Annotated in this window: 18 protein-coding genes and 2 pseudogenes; 16 read left to right on the top strand and 4 right to left on the bottom strand. The window is 38.2% G+C overall.

The genetic code is table 11. The features are described 5' to 3' along the window. Positions 1 to 466 precede the first annotated feature (466 nt). Both IPK31_07605 and IPK31_07600 read left to right on the top strand, forming a co-directional pair. Positions 467 to 2,581: a DUF11 domain-containing protein gene (locus IPK31_07605; protein MBK8087809.1), complete on the top strand. Its 2,115-nt coding sequence runs from the start codon at positions 467 to 469 to the stop codon at positions 2,579 to 2,581. Positions 2,582 to 3,246: 665 nt separating this feature from the next. Further along, complete coding sequence (locus tag IPK31_07600; GenBank protein ID MBK8087808.1) at positions 3,247 to 4,113, top strand: hypothetical protein; 867 nt, start codon at positions 3,247 to 3,249, stop codon at positions 4,111 to 4,113. 6 nt (positions 4,114 to 4,119) lie between these two features. On the opposite strand, the gene IPK31_07595 is transcribed toward IPK31_07600, so the two are convergent. Then, on the bottom strand, positions 4,120 to 5,097 hold the full coding sequence (locus tag IPK31_07595; GenBank protein MBK8087807.1) for an IS110 family transposase: 978 nt from the start codon (positions 5,095 to 5,097) through the stop codon (positions 4,120 to 4,122). Between the two features lie 493 nt (positions 5,098 to 5,590). Between IPK31_07595 and IPK31_07590 the strand changes: the two genes are divergently transcribed. From IPK31_07590 to kdsB, 10 genes and pseudogenes are all read left to right on the top strand, one after another. After that, positions 5,591 to 6,160 carry a GNAT family N-acetyltransferase gene (locus IPK31_07590; GenBank protein MBK8087806.1) on the top strand — a complete coding sequence of 190 codons (570 nt, stop codon included), beginning with the start codon at positions 5,591 to 5,593 and terminating at the stop codon, positions 6,158 to 6,160. 147 nt (positions 6,161 to 6,307) lie between these two features. Then, positions 6,308 to 6,808: a DUF2384 domain-containing protein gene (locus IPK31_07585; GenBank protein ID MBK8087805.1), complete on the top strand. Its 501-nt coding sequence runs from the start codon at positions 6,308 to 6,310 to the stop codon at positions 6,806 to 6,808. Further along, positions 6,809 to 7,267 carry an RES family NAD+ phosphorylase gene (locus IPK31_07580; protein ID MBK8087804.1) on the top strand — a complete coding sequence of 153 codons (459 nt, stop codon included), beginning with the start codon at positions 6,809 to 6,811 and terminating at the stop codon, positions 7,265 to 7,267. A gap of 260 nt (positions 7,268 to 7,527) precedes the next feature. Beyond that, complete coding sequence (locus IPK31_07575; protein ID MBK8087803.1) at positions 7,528 to 7,779, top strand: type II toxin-antitoxin system ParD family antitoxin; 252 nt, start codon at positions 7,528 to 7,530, stop codon at positions 7,777 to 7,779. Then, positions 7,772 to 8,071: pseudogene (locus IPK31_07570) on the top strand (type II toxin-antitoxin system RelE/ParE family toxin). Before IPK31_07575 ends, IPK31_07570 begins: the two are co-directional and overlap by 8 nt. Positions 8,072 to 8,365: 294 nt before the next feature. After that, complete coding sequence (locus IPK31_07565; GenBank protein MBK8087802.1) at positions 8,366 to 8,737, top strand: VOC family protein; 372 nt, start codon at positions 8,366 to 8,368, stop codon at positions 8,735 to 8,737. An 89-nt stretch (positions 8,738 to 8,826) separates the two neighbouring features. Further along, a complete protein-coding gene (locus tag IPK31_07560) occupies positions 8,827 to 9,312 on the top strand; it encodes a DUF4256 domain-containing protein (GenBank protein MBK8087801.1) in 486 nt (161 codons plus the stop codon). 129 nt (positions 9,313 to 9,441) lie between these two features. After that, positions 9,442 to 9,981, top strand: a complete 540-nt coding sequence (locus tag IPK31_07555) for a hypothetical protein (GenBank protein MBK8087800.1) — start codon at positions 9,442 to 9,444, stop codon at positions 9,979 to 9,981. Between the two features lie 31 nt (positions 9,982 to 10,012). Continuing rightward, positions 10,013 to 10,510, top strand: a complete 498-nt coding sequence (locus IPK31_07550; protein ID MBK8087799.1) for a dCMP deaminase family protein — start codon at positions 10,013 to 10,015, stop codon at positions 10,508 to 10,510. Positions 10,511 to 10,563: 53 nt separating this feature from the next. Next, the gene (gene kdsB, locus IPK31_07545) at positions 10,564 to 11,283 is read left to right on the top strand and encodes a 3-deoxy-manno-octulosonate cytidylyltransferase (GenBank protein ID MBK8087798.1); all 720 of its coding nucleotides are present in this window, start codon (positions 10,564 to 10,566) and stop codon (positions 11,281 to 11,283) included. Positions 11,284 to 11,437: 154 nt separating this feature from the next. On the opposite strand, the gene nadA is transcribed toward kdsB, so the two are convergent. After that, positions 11,438 to 12,448: a quinolinate synthase NadA gene (gene nadA, locus IPK31_07540; GenBank protein ID MBK8087797.1), complete on the bottom strand. Its 1,011-nt coding sequence runs from the start codon at positions 12,446 to 12,448 to the stop codon at positions 11,438 to 11,440. A 596-nt stretch (positions 12,449 to 13,044) separates the two neighbouring features. Here nadA and IPK31_07535 point away from each other — a divergent pair. The 3 genes and pseudogenes from IPK31_07535 (at position 13,045) to IPK31_07525 (ending at position 16,209) form a co-directional block, all read left to right on the top strand. Then, positions 13,045 to 15,180, top strand: a complete 2,136-nt coding sequence (locus tag IPK31_07535; GenBank protein ID MBK8087796.1) for a SurA N-terminal domain-containing protein — start codon at positions 13,045 to 13,047, stop codon at positions 15,178 to 15,180. A gap of 161 nt (positions 15,181 to 15,341) precedes the next feature. Then, positions 15,342 to 15,861: pseudogene (locus IPK31_07530) on the top strand (DUF2480 family protein). A 6-nt stretch (positions 15,862 to 15,867) separates the two neighbouring features. Next, positions 15,868 to 16,209, top strand: coding sequence for a hypothetical protein (locus IPK31_07525; protein MBK8087795.1), 342 nt, complete (start codon positions 15,868 to 15,870; stop codon positions 16,207 to 16,209). 5 nt (positions 16,210 to 16,214) lie between these two features. Here the strand turns inward: IPK31_07525 and IPK31_07520 are convergent, their stop codons facing one another. Next, positions 16,215 to 16,733, bottom strand: coding sequence for a RidA family protein (locus IPK31_07520; protein MBK8087794.1), 519 nt, complete (start codon positions 16,731 to 16,733; stop codon positions 16,215 to 16,217). Positions 16,734 to 16,751: 18 nt separating this feature from the next. Beyond that, positions 16,752 to 17,846 carry a magnesium/cobalt transporter CorA gene (gene corA / locus IPK31_07515; protein ID MBK8087793.1) on the bottom strand — a complete coding sequence of 365 codons (1,095 nt, stop codon included), beginning with the start codon at positions 17,844 to 17,846 and terminating at the stop codon, positions 16,752 to 16,754. Positions 17,847 to 17,913: 67 nt separating this feature from the next. Here corA and IPK31_07510 point away from each other — a divergent pair, with 67 nt between their 5' ends. After that, positions 17,914 to 18,411 carry a hypothetical protein gene (locus tag IPK31_07510; GenBank protein MBK8087792.1) on the top strand — a complete coding sequence of 166 codons (498 nt, stop codon included), beginning with the start codon at positions 17,914 to 17,916 and terminating at the stop codon, positions 18,409 to 18,411. The last annotated feature ends 155 nt before the right edge of the window (positions 18,412 to 18,566 follow it).

Raw genomic sequence — 18,566 nt, 5'->3', positions numbered from 1 at the left:
AAGCCTGTTCAATACGCATAATTTTGTTACCTGCAAGCCTATTCAGCGACAGTACTAATAATGGGCAGACAAAATACAGCAAACGTTTGCAATAGCGACCTGACAAGAAACAGCAAAAATTATTGCAGAAAATATATCAATCGGACAAACTAAAACTCAAAAAAAATCGTTTCTTTGCAACTAAATTGTCTTTATGTGCGACTAAAGCCTTAGTAGACAGTTTACAAAACCAAAATTTTAAAATGAAAAATTTTTTACCCCCCCCCCCCATTTCAATTTGTTGAAAATCAAGAAAGTTCGTTTTCGAGAATTTCAGCCCATCTGCATTTCCCTGTTATGGTAATTCACTTTGAAGACAGAGTTAACGGCTTTCAACTTGCAAAATTCCCGTTTCGGCTAAAATCTAAAATATAATAATTATGGGTAGTAGCTTTACCCCAGTTGTTTTCTTAACAAAACCAATACCATGAATAATTTTATAAAACAGTTACTTTTTATTATTGCCTTAGTTTTTGGCAGTAACTTTCTACATGCCCAATCTATAACACCTTTTACAATTTGGAAACAGGTTACACAGAGAGGCGATATTACTTTTACGGGTAATACCACATTAACCTGTAATGGTGGGGCACTTTGCAATACTGGCCGGACAGCGGTATCACCAACCGGTAATGGCGGTGGCAATAATTTCAATAACAATGGTTTTACCATGATTTACAATAATATTGCTGATGCCACCGACCCGGTTCCCCGTTTCAGCCGCACCAATGCTGATTTAACTTTGGGCACAACTGGTGGTTGCGGAGTAATTTACGCTGTACTATTTTGGGGTGGAACTATTACAACCGGAACAACAAACTATGCTAAAAGAGATTCTGTTTATTTTAAAACTCCCATTGGTGGTTACACCGGATTAAAAGCTGATATACTTACTGATGCGGCAATTCCTTTTAATGGTTATTATTGTTATAAAGATGTAACCAATTTAGTAAGACAAGGGGGAACAGGTACATATTGGTTAGCAAACCAAGTAACACAAACAGGGGCAACTGGCCGTTGTGGCGGTTGGGCATTGGTTGTAATTTATAATGACCCAACATTACCATTACGTAACCTAACCATATTCAGAGGTATTTCAGCAATTAATGCTGCAAATCCACAAAACATTCCAATTTCTGGTTTCTTTACTCCGCCATCTCCGGCTTCTGTTAATTTAAAATTGGGGGTGTTTTCTTTGGAAGGGGACAGAGGTACATTGGGAGATAGTTTGAAATTTAACGGTAACCCGGGTTTTGGTTTTCTTTCTGTATTTGACACAAAGAACCCCAATAACAATGCATTTAACAGCACGATTAATAACAATACAGCAGAAATTACCCGTAACCCAACTTATCCAAATACTTTAGGCATTGATGCAGATATTTTTGTTCCTGATAATACAACATATAATTATTTACTCAACAGTGCAACGTCAGCAACAATAAGAATGACATCCTCCGGCGATGTATATGCCCCATTTATGATTTCAACAGCCATAGATGTTTTTGAGCCTAATATAGAAATAACTAAAGAAGTTTTGGATATAAATGGCGGATTAGTTGAACTGGGAGATACCTTGAAATTTGACTTAAAGGTGGTTAACAAAGGGAATGACCCTGCTACCAATGTAATTTTACATGATAGCTTATATGGAGCAATGGATTATGTACCCGGTTCTTTAAAAATAAATACCGGCGCAAATGCAGGTATTAAAACTGACGGGGCTGGTGACGACCAGGCTGAATTTGCTTTATCCGGTGGTGTTAATTTTGTAAAATTCAGATTAGGCGCCGGCGCTAATGCTACTACCGGTGGCGCTATGGGCATTACGGCAGCAACAGACAGTCTTACCACTATGGAATTTAAAGTTACAGTAACAACCGACTGCCAGATTTTTCATTGTAATTCCAATATTGTAAATAAAGCTTTCGTAACATTTGTTGGAAACATATCTGGTGCCAGCCGTAGCACTTACAGCAGCCCAACTGGTTTAGACGAGTATGGATGCCCGGCAATAGGCCCAACAACACTTGTAGTAAATGTTCCCCCATGTACACCACCTGCAGATACTTCAATTACCGGATGTTCACCTTATCCGCTTTCAAACATTTTGCCATTCAGGCCGGGATACAATCAATATTACAACAGCAGTTGGGCGACTGTTACCGATGCGACATCTACTGGAACTTACTATGCAATTAAGCAATTATATCCGGGGTGTAATGACACTATTCAGATGAATATGACTATAACTTGTACATTACCTGTTATTTTAAGTTACTTTAAAGGCGAATACAATAACAATGCTGTAAAATTATATTGGAAAATAGAAACGCAATCTGGTTTTTCACATTTTGAAATTGAGAGAAGCACAGACGGCAGAAATTTTAGTACAATTGGAAATGTTGCCTTATCAGGTAATGACCTCTACAATTTTGCAGATATAAATCTAACTTCCGGTTCAATCTATTATTACCGTCTTAAAATGATTGATATTGATGGCAATTTTAAATACAGCAATATAGTGGTGGAAAGAATGTAAGGAAAAAAAATTTAACATTTACCCTAACCCTGCAAGTGATTTTGTAAATGCAGAATTAGGAAGCAATGCAAAGGTGATTAGCGCCTACAATTAATTGATGCCTGGCAGAACAGTAAATACAAAAATTGTAACCAATGCTCAAAGCAACCAGTTGATAACCATAAGAGTGGAGGGCTTGCAAGTGGTGTGTATATTTTAAAAATTGTAAGCAGACATTATAATGAAACCACGTTGAGCAAGGTGATATTTAAGTAACAGGCATAGTTTTGGTTCAAGCGTTATACACATACACTGAAAGGATGGATTACTCCGTCCTTTCACCTTTTAATATCTAAATTGTAATATTTATATGGAAAACCTTTCATTTATTGAAGTAATACTTTTATTTCTTGTGTCAAATATTCTTTCGTTTCTGTTTGCATTTTTTCTAAGGAAAATAAAAGTTGAAACCCTTAGTAAAAAAATTGTAAAGCTTGAGTTAGAGTTAATGGAAAGCCATGGCGAGACTTTACGGGAAATTCAGGAAAATACAGCGTTAAAAAAAAGTATAACGAATTTGATAACCGACAATCAAAAAGTATGGCAATTAAATGCTTAATCACTTCGTTTTTTTTAAGTATAAAAAAAGTTTTCCGCTCATATAAAAACTTTTCGGAGGACACATTTTGCAGACAGAAAATACTTTTCAACTTCACATATTTTCTATTCAAGGCGACGAAGGCTATGCAGGTAACATTGGGTTTGGAGCCCTGCTCGTTGGTAGCAATTATAAAATGACATTCCGTTTACTAATAACAATATTGACCTTTCTAACTTTCACAGTTACAGCTTTTGGGCAGACAAAGGGAGGGCAAGTAATTATAAATAGTATTGAAAAAAAAGGCTACTACTATTTTCCGAAAGACGCTTTAAATGATTCTGTTTTAGGAATTTTAAGCAAAGACAGTCGCTTAAAATATGTTGCCCCAAACAATAGACCAATTTGCTTTCAATGGAACTCAATTTGCAATGATGGGGAATATTATTTGACAGTCACACCTCAACAAATATATTTTTCTTCAGGACACAACAACCCAAATCCAAATTTTCTTTTTTGGTTTTTTCCTATAGACAGTTCTCAATATTCACAAATAAAAAAAGGCTTATTAAAAAAGACACCAAAAGGTTTTAGCAGCACACCGAAATATTATAAGGAGACACAGCTTTTTTATTTCGACAAACAATTTGTTGATACTTTTAAAATACCTGATGAATGGACAGACTCGATTCAGCAAAATCTTTCAATCCATTGTAAAGCTCAAATTGAAGAGCAATTGAAAAAATATTTTGAAATTATAAACTCTTTCATAATTCATAAGAGCGACAAAATTAAACAACTTACAGACGAAGACATTAGTAGAATAAAACCGAAATATTTAAGTTCAATGAAGCAAGAGATAATAGATTGGGCTCCCAAAAAAGAGCAACTTCAAAAGTGGTGGACGAATAACTGCTACCAACATGAACTGTGTAAAAAACCAAATAAATTTTGATCTTTTTTACGGTTTTGCTGAACAATAGTTTGGTTGATACATCGTATTATTTTTCACTACTGCAAATACCTGTTTCAACAGTTTATTACACACTGCTATCAAGGCTTGTTTTCCGGTTTTACCATTGGCTCTTAATCGTTCATAAAGTGCTTTGCAGGCTGCATTGGTTTTCATTGCATTCATACTGCACATATAAAGCACATCCCGTAAGTTTTTCCCTCCCCGTTTGTATATTCTCGGCTTGCCCTGTATACTGCTGCCGCTGCTGTATTGTGTGGGCGCAAGGCCCGCAAAGCTGATCAGTTGACGGTGGTTCTCTGTGTGTTTAAATCCTTGTGTAAACACGATCAGCATCGCTGCTGCCCGTTTACCGATTCCTTTGATGCTGCTTACGTTTTTCAACTGATCGGGTTGCCATTGCTCAAGCAACACCTGCAGTTTTTGTTCCAGCTGTTTGATTTCCTTTTTCATACTCTCAATTACTTTTTCAATCGATTTAATCGTGTCTCTGCTCGGTACAGGAAGTAAACCCAAACTGTGTAACTGGTTATGAAAACGCTTAATCTGTTCGGTATATTCTCTTATTGTATTGTACAGCTGCTTACTCTCAAAGTAAGCACTGTCGGGCATTTGCCAGTAGGCTGGCTGCTGCTCTATGGCATAGCGGCAGATCCACGCAGCATCTTTCTTATCGGTCTTGTTTCGCTCCAGGTGCATTTGTATGTAACGCTTAATGGCAATCGCATTTACAACACTTAGTTCACAACCACGGTGATGTAAATAAAAAGCCAGCCGGATGTAATACACTCCCGTTGCTTCCATTACAAAATGATAACCAACTCCTGTATGTTCCAGAATTTTTGCAAAGCCCTGGTTGTTGTTGCCCACCTGCAGGTGAAAGAGTTCGCCTAAATTGTTTTGGTAACAAACATCCAGCGTGCTGTGTGAAACATCAATGCCGCAGCATAATTTTTTTGTTTCCATAACCGTTTTTTTTTTGATGTGATGATTGTAATTTTAAACAGGGAAAAAACAAACGGAAGAACAACCTTACTCTGTGCTATCTATCCTAATGCAGGCTTTTACTGTAAGCTTGTTGAACTGTTCAGCATCGGGTAAGAAAAGGGGCGGTGACTTTCATGTTAGAAAGGCTGATGGCCTATTGGGTTTTACGGTCTTACTCCGCCCTTTGTTCTTTCGAAATTGATTGTTTCCTCGCTCTATAAATTTATTCAATTGTAAACATAGGATGGGGTTTGCTGCTATGCTGGCTGACGAATAAATCCTCATCTTAGTGCTACTATCAGCGGCATATCGGGCTGACCGAACACAGATGTGCAGCAAAATATATTTTCATCTTCATATTGTCTCGTCCTGAAATAGGTTTACACAAAAAAGTAAACTTATGGACATTCAACAACAATGCCCCGCCTTCGCTAAGCCCTGCCCGTTGCCTGCAATTATTTAACAACCGCCTATGCCATTTATTGAACATCTAAAAGCAAACTCTGACATTTTTGAGCAAATACGGAATATTGACATTCCGCACAATTATGTAATGACACCCATTTTTACCGAAGCTTTAGACAGTGAAGCAATGCTTTATTGGTTTAACAGTCAAGACGACGGTGTCAAAAAATATTTACCAGGGGCTTATGTTGCGACAGAAGAAGAAGCGAAAACTAAACTGAATGAATATATCCAAAGAATGATATTGCATAATGGTATTCTTTATTCAATCAGGTCTATCCGTGACAAATTTCCTTTAGGATATATCATGCTAAACTCACCTATTTCTTCATCAGGACTTAACGAATGGAGTATTGACTTTTGGTTAAATAAACAACATCGAGGAAAGGGACTTATGACATCTGCAATCTCTAACTTGTTACAATACTTACAACTCATGGACGTTGAAGAAGTCTATGCCCTGGTTGACAAAGACAATATTTCATCAATAAAAATATTAGACTCCTTTGAATTTGAAATAAAAGAAACAGAAAAAAACGGTGAAAGACTTGTGTATAAACTAAGGCTCATTAACTAAGTATTATTGCAGTCAATTCAACAAATACCTAACGCTGTCTGCTATTTTGTTGCGATACCCCTTCATGCCCGAAGAATTAACAAAAGAAAATTTGTTTTGGCTGGAAATTTGTCTTAAATTTGGGGACAAATGTCTAAATTAAATATTATGGCAACCGCACCAACAAATATTACAACAAGGCTTGACAAAGAAATTTCAAATATAGTCAAGCGTTCAAGATTTGACAAAAAGTTTATATCTAATACAAAAGAGATTACCTATTCAGACTTTCTCTCCAATAAAATGCTTATGATTTTCATAATCAGAGAGGGTGTACCTTATTCTTTGTTTAACTTAATTCAACACTTTACGCCATTTACGGATGATAATTGGGCAGACTTTTTAGATATTTCTACAAAATCACTTCAAAGGTATAAGCAAACTTCAAAGAGTTTTAAATCCATTCAGTCAGAGAAGATTATTGAAATGGCAGAAGTTACTAATGTTGGGCTTGATGTATTTGGCGATATGGAAAAGTTTAAACTATGGTTAGAAACACCTAATTTTTCGTTAGGCAATTTGAAGCCATTAGAACTTTTAAAAGATTCATATGGAAAGGAATTAGTAATAAGTGAGTTAACAAGAATTAATTACGGAATACTATCCTAAATGGAAGCATACAGGTTATCAAGAGAAAAGTTTGCAGCAACGTTGTCCGGTAAAGGTGCAGCACTTAAAGGAGCAAGATGGAATTCAATTGGAGTAGAGCTTATTTATACTGCAAGCAACAGGTCATTGGCAATGGCTGAAGTAGCCGTTCATTTTACTTTAGCAACACTCCCAAGCGACTATATGATGATAAGCATTTTCATTCCTGACGACATATCACTTGTAAAACTAAATATCTCCGATTTACCGACTGATTGGAATACATTCCCTCATCCTTCAACAACACAAGCAATAGGTGACCAGTTTATTGCTGACAATAAATTTTGTGTTCTTCAAATCCCATCAGCAGTGACCCAAGGAGATTACAATCTGCTTATTAATCCTAATCACTCAGATTTCAAACGAATAAAAATTATAGAAACTGACAAATTCCCATTTGACAAACGAATCTTCAAATAAAACTGCAGGCAACACTCGGTTTGGTAATATGGCTGGGCGACAAATATATTCTCAACTTTTTGTTCGCTATTCGGCTTCAGTTCCAGCCGACGAATAAAGCCGAGCAATAGAATAAACAATGAACTTTTATTTATTAATTTAGCAGCGGTTACGGGCTGACGATTTTCAAATACCGCCACATCGCCAAGCCGTGTCCGTTGTGTTTTACCTCTCCAAAAAGGAATTTAAATTACCAAATTTTGGTACCTTTATAAAAATCTATGGGGCGAAATACTTCAATTTCATTGGGCGATCATTTTGAAACTTTTGTGGATAACAAAGTATCTACCGGCAGATTTAAAAATGCCAGTGAAGTTATACGGGCCGGGCTTCGTTTACTGGAAGAGGAAGAAACTAAAATAATTGCTCTTCGAAAAGCTATTGAGGATGGCTTTGAAAGCGGATTTGTTAAAAATTTTAATCCTGAGAAACATCTCGCAAAATTAAAATCCGCAAAGAAAAAAAATGGCTAAGCACTCCCTTTCTAATAAAGCAGTAGAAGACCTTTCTAAAATATGGAACTAAACCTATGAAGCCTGGTCAGAACTCCAGGCAGAAAAATACTACTACATGCTTTTGGACAGTTGCCAGGATTTAGCAGACGGAAATATTTCAGGAAAATCTTATCCGGAAATCAATGCAGAAATTCCAGGATTTAAAGCAGGACGACACATCATATTTTACAGAAAAGCCAAAGGAACAGGAATTGAAGTTGCAAGAATACTGCATGGCAGAATGGATTTGAAAAATCGAATTCAGGAATAGAACAACTGCCTTTTATTTATCGGTTGGTGTCCCGCCAACCAAAATCATAAAGTATGTGTCTTGCCTGAAACCGGTTTACAAAAAAGCGTAAACTTTTGTACATTCAATAAGAGTCCTGCCCTTTCTCTGATACCCCTCCATTTTATTTAAACAATCACCTTAAACCAAAATGCTATGCAACAGAACAGAAGAAACTGGCTGATGAAAATTGGATTCGCTATTGCCGGTATGGGTTTTGCAAAAGTTAACTCATTTGCATTGCCGGGCGGGAGCTTTTTGAATACAGCAGACAATATGAAGCTCGGTGCCTTTTCAGTGAGTTTGAATGTAAAAGATCTTGCTGCATCAAAACAATTTTATGAAGCCCTGGGGTTTATTGTTTTTGCAGGCGATCTGAAACAGAATTACCTGATCATGAAAAACGGTAATTCGCTGATCGGATTGTTTTACGGAATGTTTGAAAAAACGATCTTAACGTTTAATCCCGGCTGGGATGAAAATGCCGTTAAATTAGAAAGTTTTGAAGATGTGCGGGAAATTCAGCGAAAGCTGAAAAGCAAAGGAATTCAATTTTCACTTGAAGCTGATGAAAAAACGAAAGGGCCGGCCAGCTTTATGATTGCTGACCCCGATGGTAATCAGCTTCTTTTTGATCAGCATGTTTAGTGTTTAACTAATTTGCTGACAAATTCGTTTGATAAAAACTCCAAAAAAAAGAGTTACTCAAAACGCTGAAAGCCCGTTTTGAAAAAAACATGAGCCTCCATAAGGGAATTGAGTGGGCTAAGGTACAGTCCCGCTTAAGCGGGATGGATGAAAAACTGTGGTCGCTCAATGCAATGGAAAGCACCGGTGGCGAACCGGATGTTGTTGGGCTTGATAAAAAATCGGGTGAATATATTTTCATGGATTGTTCTGCTGAAAGTCCGAAAGAACGGAGAAGTATTTGTTACGATCATGAAGCACTGGAAAAAAGAAAAGAACATAAACCGCAGGACAGTGCCATGAATATGGCAGCCGACATGGGCATTGAGCTTTTAACGGAAGAACAATACAAAGAGCTGCAGAAGCTTGGGAAATTCGATTTAAAAACATCGAGCTGGGTAAAAACTCCTGCTGCCATCAGAAAACTGGGTGGTGCTCTTTTTTGCGACCGGCGCTATGATACAATCTTTCTTTATCACAATGGAGCAGATTCTTATTATGCTGCGAGGGGTTTCCGTGGTTTGCTGAGAGTATAACAAACGAACAACTATGACAAAGAGTGAAATGAATGTGAGGGTTGATTTTTTTAAACTTTTGAAGCTTTTGAGAAAACATTTTCTGCTGTGCCGCTTCGGTTAACTTTGTTTCATAATGCTTCTGCTTTCATGAAAAAAATAACTGCTTTTCTCTTTTACAAAATCTGCATTCCCGTTTCTGTTTGTTTTACGGCTGTTACATTGTCTGCTCAATCACCTTCTGCTGGCGGGGGTGCCCGCAACACTTTTTTTGCAGAATATCTTTCACCAGGAAATTTTTTCTCGGTTAATTATGAACGTGTGTTCAGGAAAGGGGCTTCTTTTTCTGCAGCATACAGAGTTGGTTTCTCTGCAGCAAAAAACACTATCGGTCTTCCTATTGGTATCAGTTTTTTTAACGGGCAGGGAAATTCACATGCAGAATTCAGTTTAGTGGTTGTTCCTTTTGCTGAAGATTATAAGTATCTGTTTTCAGCAGGCAACCAATCAGACAAAAAATTATATATCATTCCCGGGGCCGGTTACCGCTTTCAGAAACCGGATGGAGGTTTTTTCTTCAGAACGATTGTTGCTCCTGTTGTTTTTCTTGATCCCCGTTCGGATAATTTCTGGAAGATGGACGCCAAACTGCTTCCCGGTATTACTGTTGCTGCCGGTTACAGTTTTTAAATATCTTTGAAACAACGGTAAACAGAAAGAAATGAGTAAGCGCACAGATTATATTTCCTGGGATGAGTATTTTATGGGTGTTGCCTTATTATCAGCCAAAAGAAGTAAAGACCCGGCAACACAGGTTGGCGCCTGTATTGTAAATACAAAAAACAAGATTGTTGGTGCGGGTTACAATGGTTTGCCTATTGGTTGTGATGATAATGAGTTTCCCTGGGAAAAGCAGGGCGATTTTCTGCAGACGAAATATCCGTATGTATGTCATGCAGAGCTCAACGCCATCTTAAATAATATTGGGATGGATTTACATGGCTGTAGAATTTATACTGCCCTGTTCCCCTGTAACGAGTGTTCTAAAGCAATTATTCAATCTGGCATAACAGAAGTTATTTACCTGTCGGATAAATATGCAACAACAGATACCTCCATTGCTTCAAAAAATATGCTGAATAAAGCGGGTATTTCTTTCAGGCAGGTGAAGGTTAACGTTGAAAATATAGTACTCTCGTTTAATGAAGTGGATGTATAATTGCACTACCCCTCTTATTCTGGCTTCTCATTATCTTCACTAAAACTTTTTACATGCGGATTATTGCTGTTATTCCCGCCCGGTATGCTGCTACCCGTTTTCCTGCCAAGCTGATGCAGTTGCTCGGTGATCAGCCGGTTATTCTTCATACCTATCGTAATACGGTTGCTACCGGTTTGTTTGCGGATGTTTTTGTAGTAACCGACAGCGAAATTATTTTCAATACAATTACTGCTGCAGGTGGAAAGGCTATTATGAGTAAACAGGAACACGAAAGCGGGACTGATCGTATTGCAGAAGCAGTGGAAGATATGAATGTGGATGTGATTATTAATGTACAGGGCGACGAACCATTTGTAAAAAAAGAACCGTTAGAAATTTTATGCAATCGGTTTAAAGATCCATTGGTTGAGGTTGCTTCACTGATGCATGTTATTACTGATAAAGAAATGATTCGTGATCCTAACTGTGTAAAAGTGGTTGTTAACCGTAATATGGACGCTCTTTACTTCAGCAGAAGCGCCGTTCCGTATCAAAGAGATGAAAAGACTCATGTTAACTATTTTAAACATATTGGCATTTACGGCTACCGGAAAGATATATTACTGAAGTTCACAACGCTTCCTCCTTCGGTTCTTGAACAAACAGAGAAGCTGGAGCAGCTCCGTTTACTGGAAAATATGATTTCAATCAGGATGTCGGTAACAGAGCCATGGAGTGTTTCGATTGATACGCCGCAGGACCTGGAAAAAGCAAAAAAATTATTGAAATAAGGCTTGTGTAATTTTTAACAAAGAAAAAAATAAAAAATCATGCAACTTTTTAAAAAACATTTCTATCTTACTCTCGGTTTTTCATAGGATATTGGATTTTAAAACGGGGCAGGATTTCTATCTGGCCCCTTTTTTATGTCCTTTCCTTACTCTATTACAAACCGAAAGATGCGCTTAACTCCAGCATTTTATCAATCGGCTTTTTTGCAGCCAAACGCAATTCTTCATCCATTGTAATTTCAGGTGTTTCATATTCCATGCAGAGATAAATTTTTTCCAGTGTATTACGTTTCATGTGCGGACAGTCGTTACATGCACAGCTGTTATTTGGTGGTGCAGGAATAAATGTTTTATGCGGATTTGATTTGATCATCTGGTGCAGTATCCCTGTTTCTGTTGCCACAATATATTCTGCACTGCTGTCCTTCTCTGTAAACTTCAGCAACTGTGTTGTACTGCCAATAAAATCTGCCAGGCGTAAAACAGGTTCTTCGCATTCAGGATGTGCAATTACTTTCGCCTGCGGATGACGCAGTTTTAGTTTGGTCATTTTTTCAACACTGAAAATTTCATGTACCATACAGGCACCATTCCACAAAACCATGTTTCTTCCTGTTACTTTGTTGATGTAGGCTCCTAAGTTTTTATCCGGTGCAAAAATAATTTTCTGCTCTGGAGGTAAACTTTCAACAATCTGCTGTGCATTACTGCTGGTACAAATGATATCGCTCAAAGCTTTAATTCCTGCGCTGCAGTTGATGTAAGAAATCACCAGGTGATCAGGATGCTGTGCTTTAAACTGCGCAAACAATGGCGGAGGGCAACTGTCGCTCAACGAACATCCTGCTTTAAAATCAGGGATAACAACCTTCTTGGAGGGATTTAAAATTTTTGCTGTCTCGGCCATGAAATGAACCCCTGCAAAAACAATCATATCGGCTTTTGTTTTTTCCGCCTGCTGTGCCAGCCCTAAACTGTCGCCGATATAATCTGCCACATCCTGGATATCCGGTTCCTGGTAATAGTGCGCCAGGATGATTGCATTTTTTTCTTTTTTCAGCCGTTCAATTTCTGCAAACAGATCTAATTCAGGATCAAGTTCTATATTTAAAAAACCATTTTTTTCGACGCTTGCTTTTGTATCGGTAATGATGGTTGTGCTCATTTTTTTCTTTTTAATTTCAGCTGCAAGCTACTTCAAATTTTTGAAGCTGTTTTTCCGTAGTAACTCTTAATAGACTATTATTTATTTAATAAACTATTATTACTATAGGTGTGAATTGGTGGATATCTCATTTTCATTTTTCTGATAATTAATAAGGTTAGCTGATGTTATGCACAGTAATTCCCAAATAATGCACATCAGCATATATAACAGGAGTAAAGTGTTTACCCGTTTATTCACATCGGTGGATTAAAAAGCTGCTGTAAAAGTGAAAGCACAGAGAATCAATTTTTCTATGTGAATGAAGCGAGGATAAAGAGGGGTTTATAAAGGCCTTTTTGGAAGCACCTTGTCCGGAACCTATGTCTTAACCAAGCGTCCCCGAATTTATCCTGCATAAAACGGGGGATATCCACCGGTTTTACTGTTTATTCACACCGTTATTGTGTATTCTTTTTTCCTCTTTTTGGAATTTAAGGCTCTTCTTTTCCTAAATCCTTTATCCTGTGCTGGTTAGAGGAGTTTTCCACAATTTGTTCAAACCTTCAATTCCCCTTATTTTTGCCGCTCACTTTTATAACGTACAATATACTATTATGTCGATTATTCAGCAGATCCGTGAAAAGTATGCAGCTGTGAGTATTGCTGTGATTGCTTTAAGCCTTGTAGGATTTATTCTTACCGATTACTTTGCAGGAAAAAACAATGTGGGAGGTTCTCAGCCCAGCGCACTTGGTGTAGTTAATGGTAACAGCATTGAGATTAACGAGTTTGATGCCAAGCTTAATGAAATGGAAAATGGTTATCGCCAGCAGGGAATGGATATAAACGATGAAATGCGCCAGCAAATCATTGAAATGCTCTGGAACAATGAAGTGGAAGAGACTGTGTTAACGAATGAATATGAAAAGTTAGGATTAACCTTTACTTCAGCCGACCTCACGAATGCATTATATGGAGATAACCCTCCGCCGGTTTTAGCCCAGCAGTTTAAAGATGCACAAACGGGTGCTTATGATGCCAATGCCGCAAGACAGTACATTAACTCAATGCGCAAAAAGAAAGCCAACGATCCACAACGTTTATATATTGAACGTAACCTGATTGATTATATCATCCGCAATGGTTTACGTACAAAGTACAGCGCCCTGCTTGCAGGAAGTATATTTTATCCAAAATGGCTGAGCGATAAAGAAGTGGCTGATCAGAACAGCATAGCTTCGATCAGTTATGTGGCTATTCCTTATTCAACCATCAGCGACAGCTCTGTTAAAGTAACTGATGATGATATTAATGCCTACGTACGGAAGCACAAAAATGAATTCAAACAGGAAGAAAGCCGTGTAATTTCTTATGTATTATTTGATGCTGCTCCAACGGCAGCAGACACAGCAGTTGCATTAGATGCTGTGATTAAGCAAAAACAGGCTTTTTATGAATCAGCAGATGCGGCACAGTTTACTGTTGCCAATAATTCAAGCATTCCTTTTTATGATGGGTATGTATTAAAATCTGCGATGCAGGTTCCTAATGCAGATTCAATCCGCAACCTGCCAATCGGTGGAGTTTTTGGACCATATGTCGATGGAGGAAATTTTACACTTGCAAAGATGATTGCAAAAAGAGATCTGCCGGATTCTGTAAAATGCCGTCACATATTAATTGGTACAACAGACCAGCAGTCAGGCCAGGTAATTTTAAGTGACAGTGTTGCATCTAAATTAATTGACAGTATTAAGAATGCAGTTTTGGGTGGTGCAAGCTGGGCTGAAATGGTTCAGAAATATAACCCTCAATCTGATGGTAGCCGACAGAATAATGGAGAAATGACTTTTACTGCAAATCAAATACAGGAGCCAAACTTTGCGAAAGAGTTTGGACAGTTTATTTTATTCGATGGTAAGAAAGGAGAACGGAAAGTTGTGAAGACAAGCTTTGGGTATCATTATATTGAAATAATGGATCAGAAGAAAGTTGAACCGGCTTATAAGATTGCTTATTTCTCAAAGGCAGTTGAACCAAGCGATGAAACAACAAATTCTGCAAGCACCGCTGCTGCACAATTTGCAGCAGAAAGCAGAAATGCAAAACAGTTTGAAGCAGCAACAGCTAAGAAAAAACTATCACCACGCATTGCAGAAATCAAACCGAACGAGTACAGTATCCTGGGAATTGGAAATGCAAGAAGCCTGATCAAGTGGGTGTATGAAAATAAAGTGGGTAACGTATCTGAACCAACAAGCATTGGTGATAAATTTATTGTTGCGCTGATTGCAGAAGAAAAAGAAGAAGGGGTGCCAAGTGCTAAAACAGTAAGAGCAGAAGTAGAAGGGATTATTCGCAATGAGAAAAAAGCAAAAGAAATTATTTCAAAAATCGGCAGCAATAAGGATTTGAATGCAATTGCAACATCTTTTAAAACAAATGTACTTCGTGCAGATAGCATTGGATTTGTGGCTCCATTTGTTCCGGGTGTTGGTATGGAACCAAAGCTAAGCGGTGCAGCATTTAACCCTGAACTAAAAGGAAAGGCCGGGGAACCCATTGTTGGTAACAGTGCTGTATTTGTAATCCGCACAGAAAATGTAAGCATGAAACCGGCTGGTGATATGGATTACAGTTTCAGACGTATGCAGATGGAACAGAATATGAAGCAAAGTGCCGGTGGAGCATCAGTACAGGCTTTGCGCAAGTCAGCGAAAGTAAAAGACAACAGAATTAAGTTCTATTAACAGCATAGATTAACACATTAACGATGGGCATAACAGAAGTTATGCCCATTTTTATGCACAGTAGTTTTACTAATGACACTATGAAAAAATACGGGGCCATTGTTTGAGTAAAATGTATAACGCATATTTGGAGTAAATTTACTGTCATCAAAAAAAACAGTATGAGTGAAGTGATAGTAAATAAGGTGGCAGAAAGTTCTTTGGTAACCATTGACCTGGCAGATTACTTTCCACATGAAGAGCCGGTTATTTTTGATTTGAAGGAATATCTCTTCATGGGATTGATTGTAAAGGAAAAAGAATTCAGGGCGGGTTTGCAGCAAACAGCCATTGATACTTTCCGGAGATAAAACAGTGTTGGTTGTTTGCACTGCCGATGCAATTATTCCTATGTGGGCTTATATGTTAGTTGCGGCTCATCTGCAACCTGCAGCAAAGGAATTGTTTTTAGGAACAAAGGATGAATGGAAAAAGAAAAAATTACTGGATGCAATAGCAGCAATTGATCTGTCTGTTTATAAAGACCAGCGTATAGTGATCAAAGGATGTGGCGATGAACCTGTACCTGAAGCAGCATATCTTGAAATAACCAACCGTTTAAGACCAATTGTGAAAAGCATAATGTATGGAGAGCCTTGCAGCACTGTACCGATTTTTAAACAACCAAAACCAACCACATAAACCACGGTGTCATTCAACGAGTTTCGTAATTACCATCCTTACCGGCTTACTCCGAGACAACGGAAATTTTTAAAACAATGGGAAAAGCGCAGAGCAACTCCTAAATGGAAGTATATCCTCTATAATGGCGTGTTACGTGAAGGGTTGATTTGTATGCTGTTCATTAAACTCATTCAGCTGTTCTTTGACCCAAAAGCCTTCACCGGGTTTTATTTTAATTTGATGGGCTTTCTTTTTCTTTTTCTTGAAATCTGTTTCTGGTTAGGCGGCGGAGCAATTATTGGATGGTTCAAGCACCGCAGCTATGAAACAGAATACGAAATGCTCAAAAGTATGGAGCATTTTTAATCAGATCATTCTACCTCAACTACCAGTTCAATTTCTACGGCAATATTTAAAGGCAGCGCCACCATTCCCATAGCAGCCCTTGCATGTTTTCCTTTTTCACCAAATACAGCAACCAGTAAATCACTGCACCCGTTGATTACTTTTGGATGTTCGGTGAAGTCGGGCATACAGTTTACGTAACCGTTTACTTTTACAATCCGCTTTACCTTGCTTAAGTCACCACCCAGCGCATCCTTCAATGTTGCTATCAAACTCAAGCCGGTTATTTTTGCGGCTTCATAACCCTGTTCAGGAGTTAAGTCTTTACCTACTTTACCTGTAATATTTGTTCCGTCGGCTTTTGTGGGGCCATGGCCAGACAGAAAAATCAAGTTGCCCGTTCTTACATATTTTACATAGTTGGCAATAGGTTTTGTTGCAGGTGGTAGCTGCAATCCAAGTGTCTTCAGATTATCATCAGGAGAAGATTGCGCATTTGACGTTACAAACAAAGCTGATAAGAAAAAGGCAAATAGATATTTCATGGTGCGTGAAAATTATAATTAAAACCATCCTCTTTTTCTGAACAGGTAAATCATCACAACAGGAACTACCAGCATTAATGCCATGGCAATAAAAAACCCATAAGGGTTGTGCAGCCAGGGAATGCTTTCAAAGTTCATTCCGAAGATTCCGCCAATCACAGTTGCAGGCGCAAGTAAACAGGTTACCACCGCCATCACTTTCATTACCTCATTCATTTTCAGGTTTACATTACTGAGATACAGATCATGTAAGTTCATCATCATATCACGGTAGTTCTCTGCAAGATCATTAGCCTGTACAATATGATCATACACATCTTTAAAGTATTTTTCTGTGCGTTCTTCCAGAAGGCTGCTTTCACTCCTCAGGATGCCATTTACCATATCCCTTACCGGTGCAATGTTCCGCTTCAGTACAATCATTTCTTTGCGCAGCTGGTTAATTCTTGCGAGTGATCTTTTGTTGGAGTTTTTCACAATGTCTTCTTCGAGTAATTCAATTTTATCACTCAACTTTTCCATTACTACGAAGTAATTATCTACAATTAAATCTATCAGTGTATAAAAGAGATAATCAGTTCCACTTTGGCGGATCTTATTATTCCTGAACTGAAGCTTATCCCGCAGTGGATTAAACACATCCCTTGAGGCATCTTCCTGGAAACTCAGCACAAACTTATCACCCAGAATAATAGAGATCTGTTCTGTTTCAACAGTTGAATTCTGTTCGTTAAAATACAGCATGTTCAGCAGGCAGAAGATTACGTCATCAATATCATCCATTTTCGGACGCTGACCAAGACTTAGAATATCTTCCTGTACCAGCTGGTGTATATTATAATGATTACAAACCTCTTCAATATCCTTGCGGCGCAAGCCATCAATATTAATCCAGGTTACACGGGACGAATGCTTGTACATAAAACAATCCTTTACATCTTTCAATTTTTCTTCGTGGATGTTTTCTGCATCATAATCATACACAAACAGGTTAATCTGTTCTGGCTCTCTCCGTTCGGGGGGGGCAGTAGGGTTTATACTTAGTATTTTCTTCGTCCGCAACAGGTTAAATGGATTGAGAACAAGGTCGAGATAAGAGCTCCGTTTCCCCATAATATAAAATTTGAACGAATTTAAACATTCATTCTTCATCTTGCCAACTGTTGTGTAGCTTTAGGATATGATCCGATATGTAACAGCCATCATGTTTCTTGCATTGGTGATTTCCTGTAACAATGAAGCATCAACAGACAAGAAACAGGGCAACGAAACCGCCACTCCGCCCCAGCAGTGGTTTGAAACAGATACTCTATTAGTGTGGGACTGCACAGCTGAAGACCGCTCCCGTAAAAAGATTTTTGAACCGAGGGATTCTGTAACTGTACCACAGGCATTAATCAACGGGATTAATAAAACCTATGCCGAGGTAAAACTCAGCTTCGATCATATTTCAGACGACACACTCTATGTATCCATTCCTAAAGCTGAATGGTTAACTGACCGGGCAGGCAATGCAGGGGCTGAACAGTATCTCACTTTCGCTGCATTAAATCTCCTTGAAACAAAAGGAATCAATCATGTTGATTTTGTGTTTGCCAGCGGTGCACATGCCCGTGCTGCTACATGGACCGATCTTGATTTTAATGACTGGAAAACAGATACAACGTCGGTGAAATAATACTCTTGTAATATTTTACATTGTCTGATTGCCTTTGGGCATTCTGTGTTGTTATTATACATAACCGAGCAAAGGGTTGGTTGTAAACAGAGAACTCCCTAAAGGAATGCTCCGGCAGAATTACAATTCAGCTTTTATATTTGTTAAAACTTTCA

Source organism: Chitinophagaceae bacterium (assembly GCA_016713085.1).
Taxonomy (GTDB): domain Bacteria; phylum Bacteroidota; class Bacteroidia; order Chitinophagales; family Chitinophagaceae; genus Lacibacter.
This window is presented reverse-complemented; position numbering and strand designations above follow the sequence as displayed.

What these genes read in the sequence shown, in the direction of transcription:
- IPK31_07605 (MBK8087809.1), top strand. Translation starts at nt 467, where the DNA reads ATGAATAATTTTATAAAACAGTTACTTTTTATTATTGCCTTAGTTTTT.
- IPK31_07595 (MBK8087807.1), bottom strand. Translation starts at nt 5,097, where the DNA reads ATGGAAACAAAAAAATTATGCTGCGGCATTGATGTTTCACACAGCACG.
- IPK31_07590 (MBK8087806.1), top strand. Translation starts at nt 5,591, where the DNA reads ATGCCATTTATTGAACATCTAAAAGCAAACTCTGACATTTTTGAGCAA.
- IPK31_07585 (MBK8087805.1), top strand. Translation starts at nt 6,308, where the DNA reads ATGGCAACCGCACCAACAAATATTACAACAAGGCTTGACAAAGAAATT.
- IPK31_07580 (MBK8087804.1), top strand. Translation starts at nt 6,809, where the DNA reads ATGGAAGCATACAGGTTATCAAGAGAAAAGTTTGCAGCAACGTTGTCC.
- IPK31_07575 (MBK8087803.1), top strand. Translation starts at nt 7,528, where the DNA reads ATGGGGCGAAATACTTCAATTTCATTGGGCGATCATTTTGAAACTTTT.
- IPK31_07565 (MBK8087802.1), top strand. Translation starts at nt 8,366, where the DNA reads ATGAAGCTCGGTGCCTTTTCAGTGAGTTTGAATGTAAAAGATCTTGCT.
- IPK31_07560 (MBK8087801.1), top strand. Translation starts at nt 8,827, where the DNA reads ATGAGCCTCCATAAGGGAATTGAGTGGGCTAAGGTACAGTCCCGCTTA.
- IPK31_07555 (MBK8087800.1), top strand. Translation starts at nt 9,442, where the DNA reads ATGAAAAAAATAACTGCTTTTCTCTTTTACAAAATCTGCATTCCCGTT.
- IPK31_07550 (MBK8087799.1), top strand. Translation starts at nt 10,013, where the DNA reads ATGAGTAAGCGCACAGATTATATTTCCTGGGATGAGTATTTTATGGGT.
- kdsB (MBK8087798.1), top strand. Translation starts at nt 10,564, where the DNA reads ATGCGGATTATTGCTGTTATTCCCGCCCGGTATGCTGCTACCCGTTTT.
- nadA (MBK8087797.1), bottom strand. Translation starts at nt 12,448, where the DNA reads ATGAGCACAACCATCATTACCGATACAAAAGCAAGCGTCGAAAAAAAT.
- IPK31_07535 (MBK8087796.1), top strand. Translation starts at nt 13,045, where the DNA reads ATGTCGATTATTCAGCAGATCCGTGAAAAGTATGCAGCTGTGAGTATT.
- IPK31_07520 (MBK8087794.1), bottom strand. Translation starts at nt 16,733, where the DNA reads ATGAAATATCTATTTGCCTTTTTCTTATCAGCTTTGTTTGTAACGTCA.
- corA (MBK8087793.1), bottom strand. Translation starts at nt 17,846, where the DNA reads ATGGGGAAACGGAGCTCTTATCTCGACCTTGTTCTCAATCCATTTAAC.
- IPK31_07510 (MBK8087792.1), top strand. Translation starts at nt 17,914, where the DNA reads ATGATCCGATATGTAACAGCCATCATGTTTCTTGCATTGGTGATTTCC.